This is a genomic window from Paenibacillus sp. BIC5C1, from assembly GCF_032399705.1.
Classification (GTDB): domain Bacteria; phylum Bacillota; class Bacilli; order Paenibacillales; family Paenibacillaceae; genus Paenibacillus; species Paenibacillus taichungensis_A.
Genome location: NZ_CP135922.1, coordinates 6,848,683 through 6,866,395 on the forward strand (window position 1 = coordinate 6,848,683; position 17,713 = coordinate 6,866,395).

Consider the following 17,713-nt stretch of genomic DNA (forward strand, 5'->3'; position numbering starts at 1 on the left):
AACAATCATGCTTAAAATCCCTGGCGAGCCCGCCAGGGATTTTTTCAAAACTTGGGACTATTGTGATTCCTGCGTCAATGATGGAGATTTCTTTTGCCTCCGAAAGAGACTCTGACCGCTGTTTTTCCGTATCGTTGCAGCCGCATCAGCATCACTGATTTTAAGGGCAAAGCATAGGCCAATCAACAAAAACGTAGCAGCCCCCAGCAAAGCCAACCGGTAAGCCAGCATATTGGGCTCCATCGCTCCAGCCGCAGTAACCGTCGTTGTACCCACGCCAGCCAGAACAGCAGACAATAACGCCATTCCGATCGCGGAACCCATCCGATTTTGCACCGTGAACCAGGTGGAGGCACGTCCCATGGAAGGGGGCGGGATTTGGGCAAATGAAGCAATCTGTACCGCGCCTACCGTCTGCCCCAGGAAGATCCCCACTCCGAACAATAATGAACGAATGAACCACGGATTCGTATCCACTGTAATCTGACTAAGCGTAATGAAAATCACAGCCGTGCAGATCAAACCCATGGATATCAGCTTACGCGGACCCAGCCGCGGATAGGTCCAGGGCACAAGCTGCGAAGCGATCATAAGTCCCAAAGCTTCCGGAAATGTGGTTAGCCCTGTCTCCAGCGCAGAGGCGTTTAGCACGTTTTGATACATCAACGGAAATACATACAACATGCCCAGCAGACCCGCTGCTCCGCATACGGATACCAGACCCGAATAGCGGAATAAACGGTCTCTCAGCAAACGCAGATCAAGCAAAGGCTGCTTCGCGCGCAGTTCGGCAAACACGAGCAACGTGAGCAGGATGATCCCTGTAAGGCCGGCTCCAATAATAAGAGGGGAAGTCCACCCTCGCAGCGGACCCTGACTAAGAGCGTACATCGTCAGGGCGAGTCCTGGGGCAGATAATAACCACCCCGGTACATCCAGTCGACCGGCTCCCTGTTCTCTGTGCTCCTTCAGATACAGCATTCCGAAGATCACCGCCGGAATGCCGACGGGCAGATTTACATAGAAGATCCATCGCCAAGAAAGCTGGTCCACAATTAATCCGCTCACAATCGGCCCCAGGGCCGGGGCCAGCGCGATGGGCAGTACGAGCATTCGGGATACCTTGGCCCGTTCCTGGGGAGGAAAGGTTCGAAACAGCATCGCCATCCCTACAGGAGTGAGCAGACCACCCCCTGCACCCTGCAAAATGCGAAAGAATGTCAGCGTACTTAATTGATCGGCCGTTGCACAGAGTGCAGAGGATATCGTAAATAGTGCCAGTGCAGATAAGAAAACTCGTTTCGTTCCCCAGCGATCACCAAGCCATCCTGCAACAGGCAGGAATACAGCCAAACTCACCAGATAACCCACATTCAAGGTACCCGAGGCAGCCGGGGGAATCCCCAGCTCCTCACTGATGGTTCGTAACGCTACGTTCAAGACCGTTCCATCCATGGCTACCATAAACATCGCCAGTACGTAGACAATGCTCACGATGACCTTGGGATTCAGACTGAATTTCATCTGCTAGCCTCATGAACAGCCCCAGGCATACCGATTTCATCACAAAGACTTAACGGTTTCAGGTCTGTCCATTGCTCGGCGATGTAATCGAGGCATACCCGGCGCTTGGCTTTGCTTAGCATTACAGTCCAACCCGCGGGTACTGCAAGAGATGCAGGCCAGAGGGAGTACTGCCCCTCCTCATTGATTAACACCAGATAGTTGCTGTCTTCATATTCAAATGGGTTGCTCATCGCCTTATCCTCCTATTTATGTTGAATTTCGCGCTGATTCAGCTCCTCCAGCTTGGCGGCCAGTGTTCGGCAGATTTCCTCCAGCGGTCCAGGCTGACAGAGGTCTTTGTGACGGCAAGCGATATCATGCCGTTCCAATTGGCCTCCGATATACGCATTCCACATTTCCGGTTCAATCGGGTCAAACCAGTCCGGAATAATGGTGGAACGGAAGAAGATCAGATCCCCCTCGAATCGGGATGGCGTATAGGCCCCCAAGATCCGTACGGAATTTTCATAGGTTTTCCGCAGCTTCATGATTGTCTCTTCATCCAAACTTGCCAGTGCACTGCCCTCACTGCGCAATATGCGCATAGCCGTTGCCATATCCAGCGGTCCATCCCCAATGCTGTCCGGATCATAACCACCCAGTGCAAGCAATGCCGTTAACGCTTCTTCCTCATCCGGTTCTCCGCGAATCGGCAGATAGTGGCTCGGATACGCATCCAGCATGGCGAGAAACTCCACTTCTTCCCCTTCCGATTGCAGCTGCACCGCCATGGCATGCGCAACATTGCCTCCGAGGGACCAGCCCAGCAGGCGGTAAGGCCCCTCAGGCTGTACAATGCGGATATGATGGATGTAGTCTGCTGTCATATCTTCCAGTGTAGACGGAAGTTCCTCAACCTCAGCAATTCCTCTGGCCTGTAACCCGTAGAGCGGATACTCCATGCCCAGATGTTTCATCAGCCCGGCATAACACCAGCTAAGTCCTCCTGCGGGATGGACACAGAATACAGGTAGATGCTCCCCATGCGTTCTGAGCGGCAACAGCACCTGAAGCGAGCTTTTTCCGGAATCCGAATCCATCTCCAATCGCTCCGCCAGTCCCGCTACCGTAGCTGTTTCGAACAAAATGCCGATGCCCGGCTCCCGTCCCATCGCTTCACGAATGCGGCTCATCAAGCGAACAGCCAGCAGCGAATGGCCACCCAGCTCGAAGAAACTGTCGTCAATGCTCACACTCCGCATGCCCAATACTTCGGCAAACAAATCACAGAGGATCTGCTCCTGCGGGTTGCGAGGCGCTCTGCCACCTGTCGTTAATTGCATGTCCGGTGCGGGCAGTACCTTGCGATCCAGCTTGCCATTCGGTGTAAGCGGCAGGCTCTCCATCGCTACAACCGCAGATGGAACCATATAATCGGGAAGACTGGCAGACGCATGACGACGCAAGGCCGTCGATTCCGATATCATCCCTGTGTCCGAAGCCGGAACGATATAAGCTACAAGACGCTGATCTCCCGGCTGGTCCTCACGGACGATTACAGCAGCCTGGGCCACGCTTGGATGCCTTGCCAGCACTGCTTCAATCTCGCCAAGCTCAATGCGGAATCCCCGAATTTTCACCTGCTGATCCGCCCGGCCCAAATAATCGAGCGAGCCATCATGCAGACGCTTCGCCAAATCTCCTGTCCGGTACATACGATTACCTGGCGGACCGTATGGATCAGCAACGAATCGCTCAGCTGTAAGATCAGGTCGATTCCAATAACCACGAGCCAGACCTGCCCCGGATACATACATCTCTCCGGTTACTCCTGTCGGCACAGGCTCCAGTTGATTATCCAGCACGTATACCCGCAGATCCGGTATGGCGCATCCAATCCAGCTGCTTGCACCTTCGGTAGAACTACCTGCATGCAGTTCCTTGTAGCTGACGTGAACCGTTGTCTCGGTGATGCCATACATATTGATGAGTTTTGGCGCATCATCAGCATGGCGCTCGTACCAATCATCCAAGCGGCCCAGCTCCAGTGCTTCGCCTCCAAAAACGACATAACGAAGTGCGAGCTGCTGTCCCCAGACCGGATTTTCCCGGTCAGCCTGCATAAGTTGGTAGAACGCAGATGGCGTCTGGTTCAATACGGTCACCTTTTGCTCAGCGAGCAATTCCAGGAACGCTCCAGGTGAACGGCTGATTTCATGAGGAACAACGACTAATCGCCCTCCATGCAGCAGCGGCCCCCAGATTTCCCAGACGGAGAAGTCAAATGCATAAGAGTGGAACAAGGTCCACACATCACTCGCGTCAAAGTGGAACCAGTGCTGCGTGGCATCCAATAAACGGATGACATTGGCATGCGGAATCACGACCCCTTTGGGCTTGCCTGTCGAACCTGAGGTATAGATCATGTAAGCCGGACTCAGTGGTGTTACACGCCCATTGCGTTCACGATCCGCAGGGTTTCGATCATCCAGCATCCCCAATTGCTGCAAAGTATGCGAATCGTCCATATTAATACACTGAATTTCCGATACCTGTGGAAGCAAGGTGAATACCTCTGTACTCGTTACCATGACTTTCGGTGCTGCATCTGTCAGCATATGTGTCAACCGATCTGCCGGATAATTGGGGTCGAGCGGCAGATAAGCGGCTCCTGCTTTTAACACAGCGAGAATGCCCACAACCATTTCAACGGAGCGAGGTAAGGCCAGCGCTACCATATGCTCGGGTCCCACGCCTTGAGCGATCAGTAATCTGGCAAGCTGATTGGCTCTTGCATTCAGCTCCCTGTAATTCAAGGTAATATCCCCACAGGTCATGGCAGTCGCACCCGGATGAGCCGCTGCTTGTATTTCAAAGCGCTCGGCTATGGTCAGTTGTGCATCCTCACTCAGCGTAAAGGACCATTCTTTTTCAAGCTGTGCCTGCTCTGTCGGGGTCACGACATGAAATCTGCTGATTCGTTCATCCAACTGCTGCACGGCATCTTCAAGCACCTGCATCAATCGAATCACAAGTTCACCTGCAGTAGATTCCCGGAAGAGATCCGAACTATATTCCAGCACACCTTCAATTCCGCCTGGAGATCCGTTATGCTGACGCTGCTCTGTCAGCTCAAGGGTTAGATCAAATTTGGATGATCCCACACCATGCATGCGGGTTTCCGCCGCAATACCCGGCAGTTCAAGACGAATATCCGGTGTATTTTGCAGCACAAGCATCACTTGGAAGAGCGGATGTTTGGAACGGGATCGAGGCGGATTTAACACTTCAACCAACCGTTCAAAGGGTAGATCCTGATGTTCATATGCAGCCAGGTCGACTTCCCGCACACGGGCCAGCAGTTCGCGGAATGTTGGATCACCTGAAATGTCGGTACGCAGTACAAGAGTGTTAATGAACATTCCGACGACTTCATCCAGCGCATCATCGCTCCGTCCGGCAATCGGTGTTCCTATCGCGATATCCGTTCCTGCTCCCATTCGGGTAAGCAGCAAGGACAGTGCCGAGTGCAGCACCATGAATAGGCTGACTTTATTCTCACGTGCGATGACCATCAATTGCTCATGCAAACGTTGACTGATCGTAAAAGGCACCGACCCACCGCGATAACTGGACACGACTGGACGGGCGTAATCTGTAGGGAATGTAACCTGCTCTGGTAAATTGGCCAGCTGGTTACTCCAGAATTCCATCTGTCTTGCAATCAGACTGTCCTGCTGTTTCTCATCCCCTAGCAATCTCTCCTGCCACACCGCATAGTCGGCATATTGAATGCGCAGCGGCTCCCAGGTAGGTGAAACACTCCGCAAGCGTGACGCATAAGCCTCCGACAGATCGCGGATGAGCGGTGACAATGACCATCCATCCCCTGCAATATGATGCAGCAGCAACAGCAGCACATGCTCATCCGGGCCAGTTCTGAACAACTCGGCACGGATGCCTGGTTCCGTGGATAGCTGGAAGCTGTAGCGTGACGCTTCTGTCAGAAGCTCGGGAAGCTCCCGCTCCGCAGCAGCGGTTATATTCAATTTCACTTTGACGTCAGCAGCATTCAGAATATGCTGGCTCGCAGAACCCATTTCAGGCGGATACAACGTTCGTAATGTCTCATGACGGTCTACAATATCCTGCAGGGCGTTCTCCAGAGCATCCGTATCCAGCCTCCCGGCCAACCGGGCAACCAGCGGAATGTTATACGTCGGATTGGCGCCTTCCAGACAATACATAAACCACAATCTTCGCTGGGCAAAGGAGAGCGGAAGCTCCCCCTGACGTGGAACAGGCTGAATAACAGGTCTCACCGATTTTGCCTGATCCAATCGTTTGGCCAGGCCTGCGGCGGTTGGAGCTTCAAACACACTGCCAATGGTCAGATCTGCACCGAATACATCACGGATACGTGCTGTAATTCGTCCAGCCAGCAGGGAGTGCCCACCCAGTTCAAAGAAATCATCGTCAATGCCCACACGACCAACACCAAGAATCTCGGCAAACAGACTGCACAGAATTTCCTCCTGTGGTGTGCGCGCCTCCCGCCCAGTGGCATTGGACTGCAAAGTAGGTACAGGAAGCCGTTTGCGATCAATCTTTTTATTCGGTGTCAGCGGCATCTCGGGCAGTAGCGTGAATGCAGAAGGCACCATGTAATCCGGCAATGCATCCGCCACGTAAGCTCTTAGTTCTGCCAGATCCATACGATTCTCGGGTTCAGACTCAGCCACTACATACGCAGCCAGTCGCTGGTTTCCCGGTTGGTCCTCGCGAGCCATGACCGTGACCTGAGCTATACCTGGATATCTGTAGATTACCGATTCAATCTCGCCCAGTTCTATCCGGAAACCTCTAATTTTGATCTGATGATCAGCACGACCCAAATAATCGATGGAACCATCCGGCAGCCATTTCGCCAAATCTCCTGTACGGTACATCCGACTGCCTGGCTGACCGAAGGGATTGGCTACAAAGCGTTCTGCGGTCAGATCAGGCCTGCCCAAATACCCGCGCGCAAGCCCTTCGCCTGCGATATACAGTTCCCCTGCTACACCCGAAGGTACTGGCTTCAACCCTTGATCCAGCACATATAGCTGCGTGTTGCGAACCGGACCACCAATCGACGGTTTCCCCATCGCCCCTCTGTCGAACGAAGCAGCCGTGGAATAAATGGTCGTCTCGGTCGGACCGTACTGGTTATTGACGTGACACCCCAGCTCCTGCAAAGAAAGCCTCAGTTCCTCCGTCAGCGCCTCTCCTCCGGTAATCACGGTTAGCCCATCGAATCGCCCTGGCCGGCTCGTCACCAAAGACTGCCATAACGTAGGCGTAGCCTGCATGATGGTCGTTCCCAGCTCTCTCATTTTCCCAGCGAGAGCTACCGGATCAAGAATCGTCTCTTTATGCGCAATATCCAGCCGGGCACCCGTCGTTAGCGGCAGGAAGACTTCCAGCACGGATATATCAAAAGCAATCGTGGTCACCGACAGCCAGTGATCCTTCGGAGCCACTTGTAGTCTCGTCTTCATATCCTCAAGCAGATTCGCCAGTCCCAGATGGGTTACGGCTACGCCCTTGGGCTTACCGGTAGAACCTGAAGTGTAGATAATATACGAAGGATTGAGCAGAGAAGCTGTATTTGTCAGATCATCACTTTCGGGATTACTTCCAGGCTGGCGACTCACTGCTGTAGCAGTATTCGGTTCATCCAAGACCATCATCGGTACACTGGATGTTGTCGGCAAACTGGAAACCTGGTTCATTACCGTCACCACACAAGCAGGATTGGCATCCTCCAACATGTAGGTCAAACGCTCTTCGGGGTAATCAGGGTCAAGCGGCAGATAAGCGGCGCCCGTTTTGTGGACAGCCACAATGGCAATGACCACTTCAAGCGAACGAGGCAGAGCAATGGCCACCCGTTGTTCCGGTCCTGCCTGATATCGTTGTATTAATTCATGAGCCAACTGATTCGCCCGTTCATTCAGCTCTGCATACGTCAGGGACGCCCCTTCGAATGTCAGCGCCGTTGCGGAAGGCGTGCGGCGGACCTGCTGTTCAAACAGTGCTGCCGAATTGCTATCGGCTGTCACCTGTCCCGTTCCATTCCATGTCACCAATACTTGCTCACGTTCGGCAGGGAGCAGCAATTCCAGTCGCCCCACCGTTCCCGTCTCCATCCCCTCCTGCATCACCAGGTTCAGCAGCTGCATATAACGAAGCTGATGGTTCAGCAGTTCGGAATCATTGTAGATGGACGGATTCGCGTCAAAATCAATACTCAGCCCGTGACCATGCCCTTGGTCTACAACATGGATGGACAGATCGTCCACCGGGCCCGTGGACAGGTTGTGAATCATGCCGCGCTGCCCCGCAAAGTTCAATTCATGGTGGAATGGCATGACATTAATCATGGGTCCGAACAGGCGGCGATTCTCTCCAAGCAGCTTCAGATCACGCCGCAGATCCTGGTGCCGATAGCGTTGATGTTTGCGTACCGTCCGAATCTCCTGCACAACCTGTTTCAGCAACTCGGACACGGTCAGATCCGACTCTACGTTGAGACGCAGCGGAAGCACATTCATGACCATACCCGGAACCCGCAGGGATGTTGATCCCAAACGGCACATCACGGGCAGGGCCAGCACAATATCGGTCACCCCTGTCATTCGGTGTACGTAAATGGCCGTTGCCGCTACAAACAAATCCGGCCAAGTCACACCGAACCTTGCCGCTGCCGCCTGCAATTGCTCGCGCTGCGGCTGTGTTAGCAGTCCGCTCTGTCTCAGGAAATAGGTCGAGGTTCGCGGAGCCCGTTCCCCCAGGCTGACAACATCCGGTTCATCTGCATACCGATCCATCCAGAACTGACGATCCTGCTCTTTGTCCACCGAGCCAAGATAAGCCTCGTCTTCCTGAAGAACGGCCGTCAACGAGCCAAACGACGCCCCCTGCTGCACTTGATCTACAGCTTCTCCTCTTACACTTGTAGAATATAGACTGGCCACCCTGCGGGTAATCAGCGAAACGCCATATCCATCAATCGCGATATGATGGATGCGCTGATACCAGTAATAACAATCATGGCTTACCTGGAACAAGGCCTCCGTGAAGAGTGGACCTGTCGCCAGATTGACGGGATTGGCCAGATCTTTTTTCATCCAGGCCAGTGCTGCTGTGTGGGGTTCCGGCTCCTCCCTTACGTCGATGACATGAAATGTCCAATGATTCGGGTTGTTGTTCAAAGACTGCCATGGACCTCGTTCATTTTCGCCATAAACCATATTCAGCGATTCTGCTTCCGAGACGGTCTGTCGCACACTTTCTTCGAAGCGTCCGGTGTCTACGCTACCCTCGATGACCACATACTCGGCGGTATTGTACATCGGATTGTCCGGATTCAACTGCTGAGCGAACCAGATGCCAGACTGTGCAGCGGACAGGGGCCAAGACGTGTTCCGACTATGCGACGTATGCACGGCCCCGCTCAAAAGTAGTCTCCGTTCGGGAGCACCTTATTTTTGGCCTTGTCCAGCAACGCTGCCCAAGCAGCCAATGTAGGCTGCTCCGCCAGATCCACGAACGTTACCCCCGCGCCTTCCACACGAAAGCGCTCAGCCAGACTCATAATACGAATGGAATCCAGTCCCCAGTTTTGGATCAAATCATCGTGCTCCCCAATGTTACCAGGCTGCTCCTGGAGCATCTCGCCGACCTGATTTCTTAATGCTTCCAATGTCACATGGTCAACGCTATCATGTCCGTTTTGGAGCTTACCCGCTGCGGATGCCGTTTGCTGCTCAGCCTGTAATACATTCACTTGAGCGGGTGTAGCAGAGGCTTGTTCACCTTGTTTACCTGCATCCGACTTTACTGTTCCTTTAATTACGCCTTCGGCCGTGACATGTAGCGACTCAAGCAAACGCCCGGTTGTCAGTGTCACCGCGCACCGTTCTGCTGCATAAGTCAGGGCCATGCGATGTTTTTCCGCCGAGAAATCAGCTACTGCATCCGCCACCAGGAATGCCTGAATGTCTCTCATAAAGGCTTCGCAGGAGGTCATCAGACATCCGATATGAGCATAAATGCCGCAGACGATCAGTTGATCGCGACCATCCCGCTGCATTAGTTCAAACAGTTCTGTCTTCTGGAAGGCGCTGTATCGCCATTTGGTCATGAATGTATCCTGCGGGGCAGGTGCGAGTGCATCAATAATTTCTTTTTGTACAGGTCCTCCATCAATTCCTGCACCCCAAAAGTCCAGCTGTAACCCGCGCTGCTCCGGAGTCTGTCCGCCCGGTTGAGCAGAGTAAACCACCGGAATGCCAAGCTCATGACACTTCGCACGAAGCTGTGAAATATGATCGATCAGCTCCACAACAGGGGATTGTCCTGCCGTAAAGGCGTTCATAAAATATTGCTGCATATCATGGATCAGGAGTACCGACCGCTTCGCATCCGGTGTCCACGTTACCTTGTTGACGGGAAGCTCCGACTCTACAGGCATTGCATAGGGTTGAATCTTTGGAAGTGCCATGAATATCCCTCTTTTCAGCTTTATTGATCACAATCAAGTTCATCACTGTGTGTAGTGCTATCTATCCGAAATAACAATCAGGATATGGGCTGTTTGGCCGTAATCATCTCGCGCAACGCTTTTTTGCTTACTTTGCCAACTTGAGTTTTGGGAAAAGACTGCACAAACTCAATCCGATCCGGTATTTTATAGCTCGCAAGCCCCCGATTACGCAGAAAAGATTTCACTTCGGCAGCTGACGGAGCTTCACCGCTCGGCACGATAAATGCACAGGAGCGCTCGCCCAAATATTCATCCGGCATGGATACCAATGCCGCATCATGTACGGAAGGATGGGCAAGCAGATGATTTTCCACTTCCTCGGCTGCCACTTTATCGCCGCCACGGTTAATTTGATCCTTCGCCCGTCCTTCCACAACGAGATATCCATCAGCGGTAAGACTGGCAATATCTCCTGTACGATAGAAACCGTCTGTGGTAAACGATCTGGCATTATGCTCCCCAGCCTTGTAATAACCTCGAATCGTATAAGGCCCTCGTGTCAGTAAATGCCCCGATTGTCCCTGTTCCACATCCATGTCCTCGTCATCCACAATTCGTACTTCGTCATACGGAGACATCGGCTTACCCTGAGTGTTAACGATGACATGCAGCGGATCATCCAGACGGGTGTAGTTCACCAGTCCCTCCGCCATGCCGAACACTTGCTGCAAAGTGCAACCCAGGACGGGTTGGACACGTGCAGCCACCTCGGCGCTGAATTTGGCTCCACCAACTTGAAGCACCTCAAGTGAGGGAAGTTTAATTCCCCGGGTCGCCGCCGCATTTAACCATATAAGCGCGAGTGGCGGTACAAGAGACGTTATGGTCACCTGATGACGCAAAATGAGAGGAAAAGCTTCATCGGGACTGGACCCGCGTGACAGTACAATGGTTCCACCCGCATACAGCGTACCCAGAAAGCCCGGGGAGCTCATCGGATAATTGTGTGCTATAGGCAGAACGGCCAAGTAAACACTCTCTGGGGTAAGTCCACAGACCTCCACACTTCTTCGCAAACTGTAGATGTAGTCATCATGGGTGCGGGGAATCATTTTGGACAGACCAGTACTCCCGCCAGACAACTGAAGAAAAGCAACGTCCGAAGAAATTGGCTCATACGGCAGGGTGATTGGTGCTGCATAGACATCTTCCACAGCCGTGAATCGCCCCGCTTCTCCCGCCACGAATACTTGCCGAAGTCCCGGAACCTCTGCCTGAACCTCTTCTGCCAGCGTGCGGTAATCAAACCCTCCATCCTGATCAGGTATCACGTATGCTACAGCCTCAGAGAAACGGGCAAAATACGTAATCTCACTCTTCCGGTGCAAGGGCAGGGCGTATACCGGCAGTGCACCAATGCGGAATAAGGCAAAACACACCTCAATAAATGCCGTAATATTGGGCAGCTGGATAATAACCCGATCATGCTGTCGTATTCCCTTGGCATGTAAGCCAGCGGCCAGACGATCCACCCGGTCGTTCAGCTCAGTGTAGGTTAATTGTTGTTCGCCACTGATAACGGCTACCCGATTGCCATATAGATCAGCACGCTGGCGGAGCATTTCTCCAAACGTAATTCCTTCCCAGCAGCCTTCCTGACGATAACGTTCGGCAATTTCCTCAGGCCAGGCCTGAAATCCTGACAGCATCACTCATTCCTCCTTTATACTGGACACAGATGAATCCAAACCCATGGCGAGCAGCATTGTTCCGAATTTCGCTGAGGTCTCTGCCAGCTCCGCTTCTGCTGTAGAACCTGCCACAATACCCGCGCCAGCGAACAGTTTAAGCGTATCGCCTTCCACTTCCGCACAGCGGATCGTTACAGCCCACTCGCCGTCACCGTCACTGTCACACCATCCCACCATGCCAGTGAATAATCCCCGTTCAAACGGTTCCTGTTCTCGGATGGCTTCCCGAGCGGCCTGTACAGGTGTTCCACAGATTGCTGGTGTAGGATGAAGAGCAAAGGCAAGTTCCAGTGATGATGTGTTCACATCAGCAAGCTCTCCGTGAATTTCCGTGGATAAGTGCCACATGGTCCGTGTCTGGATCAAGGAAGGTTCGGCCGGGACGGATAGCTGCTTGCACAGCGGACGCAGTGCTTCCGCCACAGCCTCAATGACTACTGCATGTTCATGGCGATCTTTTGCTGAAGCCAGCAGTGCTTCTGCACGGCGGCGGTCTTCAGCCGGATCTTCACTCCGGGCAGCAGACCCGGCGAGTGGATTGGCTCTCACTTTGGATCCTTTCCGGGTAACCAGCAATTCGGGACTCGCTCCGACATACGTCCGATGGGTGTCATTTCCCTCCTCAACAACAGCGCGATTATTCGTTGTTATATCACCTTTCAATTGAGATAGCTTCGTCATTGGAACTGCAAATGTATATCCGTGTGTGTTATCCCTGAACAAATTACGGAGTAACTGATGCGTGTTCACTAACGCCTGTGAAGTCACATGAAGTGTACGAGATAACACAACTTTGTGGAGATCGCCTTGATTCAGATTCAATAAAACGTTGTTTACGCTTTGTTGGAACATGGCTCCGGCAGGTTCTTCACGTACCTCACAATCCACCGCGGCTGGATATTTTCCCACCAATGCTCTGGCGTCCGGGGATAAGGGCTCAGCCCATTGGATCTTCTCTGGCACGAATAGCTCAGCAGAAGAATGTATCGGATCGAACGGAATGGCGCCAACCACAATCGGTTTCGGTTGGCCCAAGCGTCTCGCCTTTTCCATCAGCTGCTCCATCCGGTGAATGAAAAGCTGCGTTGCTTCATTACGCTTTTGTTCGTTAATACTAACCGCGCCCATGGAATCAGGTGTATTCTCTTCTGATACCTCCATGGCAGACCATCGAATCTGTTCCCCTTGAGCTAACAGGGTATGTTGCGGTGAAGACCAGAAAAAGGACGTCCCCTCCCGATATTGTTCCAGAAGGTGTAAGGCGGAAGTTGCAGCAACCGTACCCGCTTTTGACATGATTATCATCTCCTTATCTTGATTCAGGCACCTAACGTGGCGCCTCCGTCCACACACAAGTTATGCATCGTAATATGTCTAGCCTGATCCGATACCAAAAAAAGCACACTATCCGCGATATCCGATGGCAACGCCAGCCTGTTCAGTGGTATGCCCAGTCGATAAGCTTGCGGAGAACCCGCGATAACGGCCTGTGCTCCATGCTCATCCACCCACAATGCACGCTGCATATCGGTATCCGTCGAACCTGGAGATACAATGTTACAGCGGATATGGTCTGAGGCGTATTCAAGCGCCAAACATTTGGTGAACATGGTTGAAGCCGCTTTGGAAGCTACGTAAGCAGACATGTGCATCCGGGGCACGCCAGAAGCATTTGAACCGACAGTAACAATCGCTCCTGATTGACGTTCGGCCATGTATCGCACCACAGCACGGGACATGTAAAATACACCATGTGTATTCACATCAAAAGTTCTTGTCCATTCTTCATCACGGAGCTCACTCACAGCCCCTGTGTATAGTACTCCCGCTGCATTCACCAGAATGCCAATCGGACCTAATGTCTTCTCAATACGCTGGATTGCATCTTCAACGGATTGACGGTTAGATATATCCATAGGACAGGCTGTTGCCTGATGACCCTGACTATGCAGATCTGTGACCAGTTGATTCAACTGATCCTCACGTACGTCGAAAGCTGCAACAATAGCGCCCTGCTCGGCAAGCAACCTTGCCACGGCTTCACCGATGCCTTGCGCAGCCCCGGTGACTACGGCTACTTTTCCATCAATCCCTGTGTAACTCACTCCTGTTCCTCCCTTGCATTACTGCTCCCTCTCCTGTTGGAGAGATATGTTAGCCTGCTGAACCTGATTGGATCATCCGTAAATCCATAACATTTCACTCCGCTTGTCTTTCGCCCAATCTCCCTACCGATACGTCAGATTAAAAATACTGTCGCCTCTTTCCTTCTACGACTCCGGGCTGCAGGCAAAACGCATCGTACGACTAATCAGAAACGGCAATACGGATACATGGTTTTCTTCTTCAAACTCGGTATATTTAATGTCCAGACCCGGCTGATTCAGCGCCGATAACCGTTCTGTAAGACTCGAAGCCTTATCGTTGTTGCGGGCAGGATGCGTCTTCTCCTGTTCACCCATGCCAATCCACACCTTGACGTTCACGGGATGCTGCTCCAGCCGTGCGACAAACTCCTGTTCCTCCGCCTGCATGACGTTCTGATTCCAGTGAAGGGAAGGACTGCCGGCAATGTAATAGCGGAAAGCTTCCGGTTTCTTGAACAACGTATGCAAAACGAACAATCCACCAAGGGAATGACCAAAAATAGCCTGTCTGCTCCGGTCAATCCGGAACTGCTGTTCCATATCCGGCTTCAGCTCTTCTTCAATAAACTGCAAGAATTCATCGGCTCCACCCTGCTTCGGTAAAGGCGTTCCATCCGAATTCTGTGTATATTCTGTTGTCGCTTGCGGGGTAAAGTCATAGTAACGGTGCGGTGAAAAAGGGCCCGCCGTTGGATACCCGATGCCAACAACAATGGCCGGAAGTGCTCCGGTCTTCTCCGGTCTGCGGCCCTGTACACGAACGGCCTCCACCATGGTGCCAAACACCGAGTTGGCATCCAACAGGTAGATCACCGGATATCCTGATGGCGGTGGCGCTTCTGCCGGTTGGAATACCATGATCTGATAGGCATGATTGCCGCTCTGTGATTTCATGGTCCATTGTTCGGCACGTGGAATCTGTACGGTACTGCGTGCGATATGTTCAAGGGTGCCAGATGCGGGTTGATTGGGCTGAAACTTCATTACGGATGGTTCCTCCTCGTTGTTCTGCGTATATAAGATGAATACTGAACTACACATATTTGTATGAGATTGATTCTCATTACCAATTATAAGAGAGTCCATCCTGCTGTCCCATGGACGATATCCAGAAATGGTTTTGATTATCTCCATATTTCCACATTTCTGTAACTTGCCTGGTTACCCCTAAAAATAAAAAAACTCCCTCACGAAATACCTGAAACGCTGGAATTTTTCCAGTTGTTTCTGGCACTCCGTAGGGAGCTACATTTCTCATATTGTGATCAATACATCAATAGATTGTCTCTATTATTGCGTTAACGCCTTCAGCGTGTCGTCAATGACATGACCGTAAGCAATCAATCCGCCGCCCAGCCACGGAGCTGGCTCCACTGCGTATACATGTCCAGCTTTAACGGCTGGCATGCTATTCCATACTTTCGTATCCGTCATTTCCTTCATGCTCCCAGGACCCTGTTCCACCGTGAAAATAAAGTCGGCGTCAATCTCAGGCAACACCTCGGTCGATACCGTTGCGCTGTTCTCCGTTTGCACCAGTGTTGGCTTGCCAAGTCCCAATTGCTGATATACCACGTAACCACTAAAGTAGTTACCACCCATCATACTGATCCCACGAGGTGCAAAACGAATAATCGCTGCTTTCTTGCCCTCGGTCACTTTGGCGAGCTTGGCCTTGGCATCATCTACCTTGGCATGATACGTTTCAATGGCTTTTTCGGCCTCGGCCGTTTTGCCCAGCAGATCACCAATTACCTGCAAAGACTTCTCGACATCACCCGAAGCATTCGTAAATACGTAGGTTGGTGCAATTTTCGAATAACTCTCATATACACCGTTCTCGGCATATTGGGCCGTGTGTAGAATAATGAAATCCGGATTGTACGCCATCAGTGCTTCAGGAGAAGGCAATCCACTGGAGAAATCCAGTGTTGGCACTCCGCTTAACTGATCCTGAAGGTAAACATGGCCTTGCGTACCACTCGCCCACTGAGCTACCGGTTTAACGCCTAGTGTCAGCAGAGAGTCTTCCAGATAAGGTGCAAAAACACGCTCTGTATGCTCAGGAACGATAACATCATGTCCCAGATCGTCTTTGACAGTTCGTTCACCTTTGGTTTCTTCCGTGTTCTCTTCGGATACAGCAGTCCCTGATGAGGCCGTAGTCGAAGCCTCCGTTGTTGGCTGCTCTTTCTGTGCTTCTCCCTCATTTTCTGATTTTGAGCCACAGGCTGATAGCAGACCCGTAATCAATACCAGTACGAGCAAGGCCGAGAAACCGGCACTACGAAATGGACGAACGGAACGGTGTCCGTTACCTTTTTTCTGTTGAAACATGACATATCCCCCTTGATAAACATTCTCATTTAGATAGATGGATTATATGTCATGTAGCCTGGGAATCACCATGGACGTTATCCAGATATACATTTGGACAATATCCCGTGAAAATCAGCAGCGCTTCATCCAGCATGCGCATCACACCTACGGCAGAGTAGTCAAACCAGGGATCACCTGTAATTAGATGAATCTGGTACTGCCTTACTGCCTTAAGCTGACGCCATACTGGCGAGTGTTGCAGACTGAGCCAGTAGGCACGTGATGCAGCTTCAGGACACACCATAACAAGAATCCGATCTGGATTTAGCGCAGCCAGTTGTTCCAAGGTTAACTGTGTGTTGGCCTGAACATCAGGGAACGTCTCCAGTTGTAATCCATTATTGTACAAGACTTCTTCAATGCCGGGATTTCGATACAAATACAGGTGCTGACCATACACTCGGACAACGATGACCTTCTCTCGGCCCACTTTCTGCTTTACGGAATCCCGTGCCTTCTCGACTCGCTGACTGTATACGCTAATCCACTGCTCTGCCTGTTCCTCCCGTTCCAGAAAAGCAGCAATCATGCGTAACTGCGCACGCCAATCCAAGTGATACTTCGGTACAAAACAACATGGTGCAATCTCAGCCAGCTTGGCCTGATCCTGTTCACCGATCTGGTCGGTACCCACAATAGCGTCCGGCCGAATATGAACCAACCGCTCCACGTTGGCTTCAAATCTCAAGCTGGTATAAGGGTCGGTCAGTCTCAGATGAGACTGAATCTCTGTCCGGTGCACGTTATAATAATAAGCGGTCCATTTGGGATCAATCGGCGCAGCGACAGGCATGACATTAAGCGCCAGCAGCTGTCCAATGATACTGGAGGAGCAGGTGGCGATTCGTTTCCTCGCATTTTTGGCATAATCCGAAGGAGATACGCCCACTTCCTTTTTAAATTTGCGGCTAAAATAATACTCATCGCTATAGCCTACTCTCAGTGCGATTTCACGGAGCTTGTACCCTGTTTCTTTCAGGTATCGTTTCGCACGATTAATGCGAAGATCGGTCAGATATTCCATTGCACTCTGTCCGTAGGTTTTCTTGAACAGATCCACGAAATATTTCGCACTGATATTGGCTTTGTGGGCGAGATCGGCAATAGACAATGGTTCGTCATAGTGCTCGTCCATATATACTTTTACCTTGGCAAGATCCGTCTTGGGACTGCGGCCGGTAACGGGCAAGTGCGCAGAGGTCTGCGAATCATTTTCCAGTAACATAAGGCCACTCCTTTCGATCTGCTTGATCGGTTTGATATGAAAATGTACAGGGCATTACAGCCGGTACTATATTAGACTAACGAAAATGATAATCATTATCAATTAAAATATCACATTCTTTTCCATTCAGTCAATCCATATATGGAAGAATGTACACAGTTCGATGTTATGACTA

Annotated in this window: 10 protein-coding genes; all 10 read right to left on the reverse strand. The window is 51.7% G+C overall.

Annotated elements, in window-relative coordinates; all coding sequences use genetic code 11:
- Nucleotides 1-57 precede the first annotated feature (57 nt).
- The gene (locus RS891_RS30610; RefSeq protein WP_315794022.1) at nt 58-1,524 is read right to left on the reverse strand and encodes an MDR family MFS transporter; all 1,467 of its coding nucleotides are present in this window, start codon (nt 1,522-1,524) and stop codon (nt 58-60) included.
- Nucleotides 1,521-1,757: an MbtH family protein gene (locus tag RS891_RS30615; protein WP_064641631.1), complete on the reverse strand. Its 237-nt coding sequence runs from the start codon at nt 1,755-1,757 to the stop codon at nt 1,521-1,523. Before RS891_RS30615 ends, RS891_RS30610 begins: the two co-directional genes overlap by 4 nt.
- Nucleotides 1,758-1,769: 12 nt before the next feature.
- Nucleotides 1,770-9,008: a non-ribosomal peptide synthetase gene (locus tag RS891_RS30620; RefSeq protein WP_315794023.1), complete on the reverse strand. Its 7,239-nt coding sequence runs from the start codon at nt 9,006-9,008 to the stop codon at nt 1,770-1,772.
- Nucleotides 9,005-10,054 carry an isochorismatase family protein gene (locus tag RS891_RS30625; protein WP_315794025.1) on the reverse strand — a complete coding sequence of 350 codons (1,050 nt, stop codon included), beginning with the start codon at nt 10,052-10,054 and terminating at the stop codon, nt 9,005-9,007. The genes RS891_RS30620 and RS891_RS30625 overlap by 4 nt, the downstream gene beginning before the upstream one ends.
- Before the next feature lie 77 nt (nt 10,055-10,131).
- Nucleotides 10,132-11,745 (reverse strand): (2,3-dihydroxybenzoyl)adenylate synthase, encoded by a 1,614-nt coding sequence (locus RS891_RS30630; RefSeq protein ID WP_315794026.1) that lies wholly within the window; start codon nt 11,743-11,745, stop codon nt 10,132-10,134.
- Between the two features lie 3 nt (nt 11,746-11,748).
- Nucleotides 11,749-13,083, reverse strand: a complete 1,335-nt coding sequence (gene dhbC, locus RS891_RS30635) for an isochorismate synthase DhbC (protein WP_315794027.1) — start codon at nt 13,081-13,083, stop codon at nt 11,749-11,751.
- A 23-nt stretch (nt 13,084-13,106) separates the two neighbouring features.
- Nucleotides 13,107-13,892 carry a 2,3-dihydro-2,3-dihydroxybenzoate dehydrogenase gene (locus RS891_RS30640; RefSeq protein WP_315794028.1) on the reverse strand — a complete coding sequence of 262 codons (786 nt, stop codon included), beginning with the start codon at nt 13,890-13,892 and terminating at the stop codon, nt 13,107-13,109.
- A gap of 165 nt (nt 13,893-14,057) precedes the next feature.
- Nucleotides 14,058-14,918, reverse strand: a complete 861-nt coding sequence (locus tag RS891_RS30645; RefSeq protein ID WP_315794029.1) for an alpha/beta hydrolase — start codon at nt 14,916-14,918, stop codon at nt 14,058-14,060.
- 306 nt (nt 14,919-15,224) lie between these two features.
- Nucleotides 15,225-16,271: an ABC transporter substrate-binding protein gene (locus RS891_RS30650; protein WP_315794030.1), complete on the reverse strand. Its 1,047-nt coding sequence runs from the start codon at nt 16,269-16,271 to the stop codon at nt 15,225-15,227.
- Between the two features lie 49 nt (nt 16,272-16,320).
- Entirely contained in the window at nt 16,321-17,538 is a 1,218-nt protein-coding gene (locus RS891_RS30655; RefSeq protein WP_315794031.1) for a helix-turn-helix domain-containing protein, read from the reverse strand.
- Between the last annotated feature and the right edge of the window lie 175 nt (nt 17,539-17,713).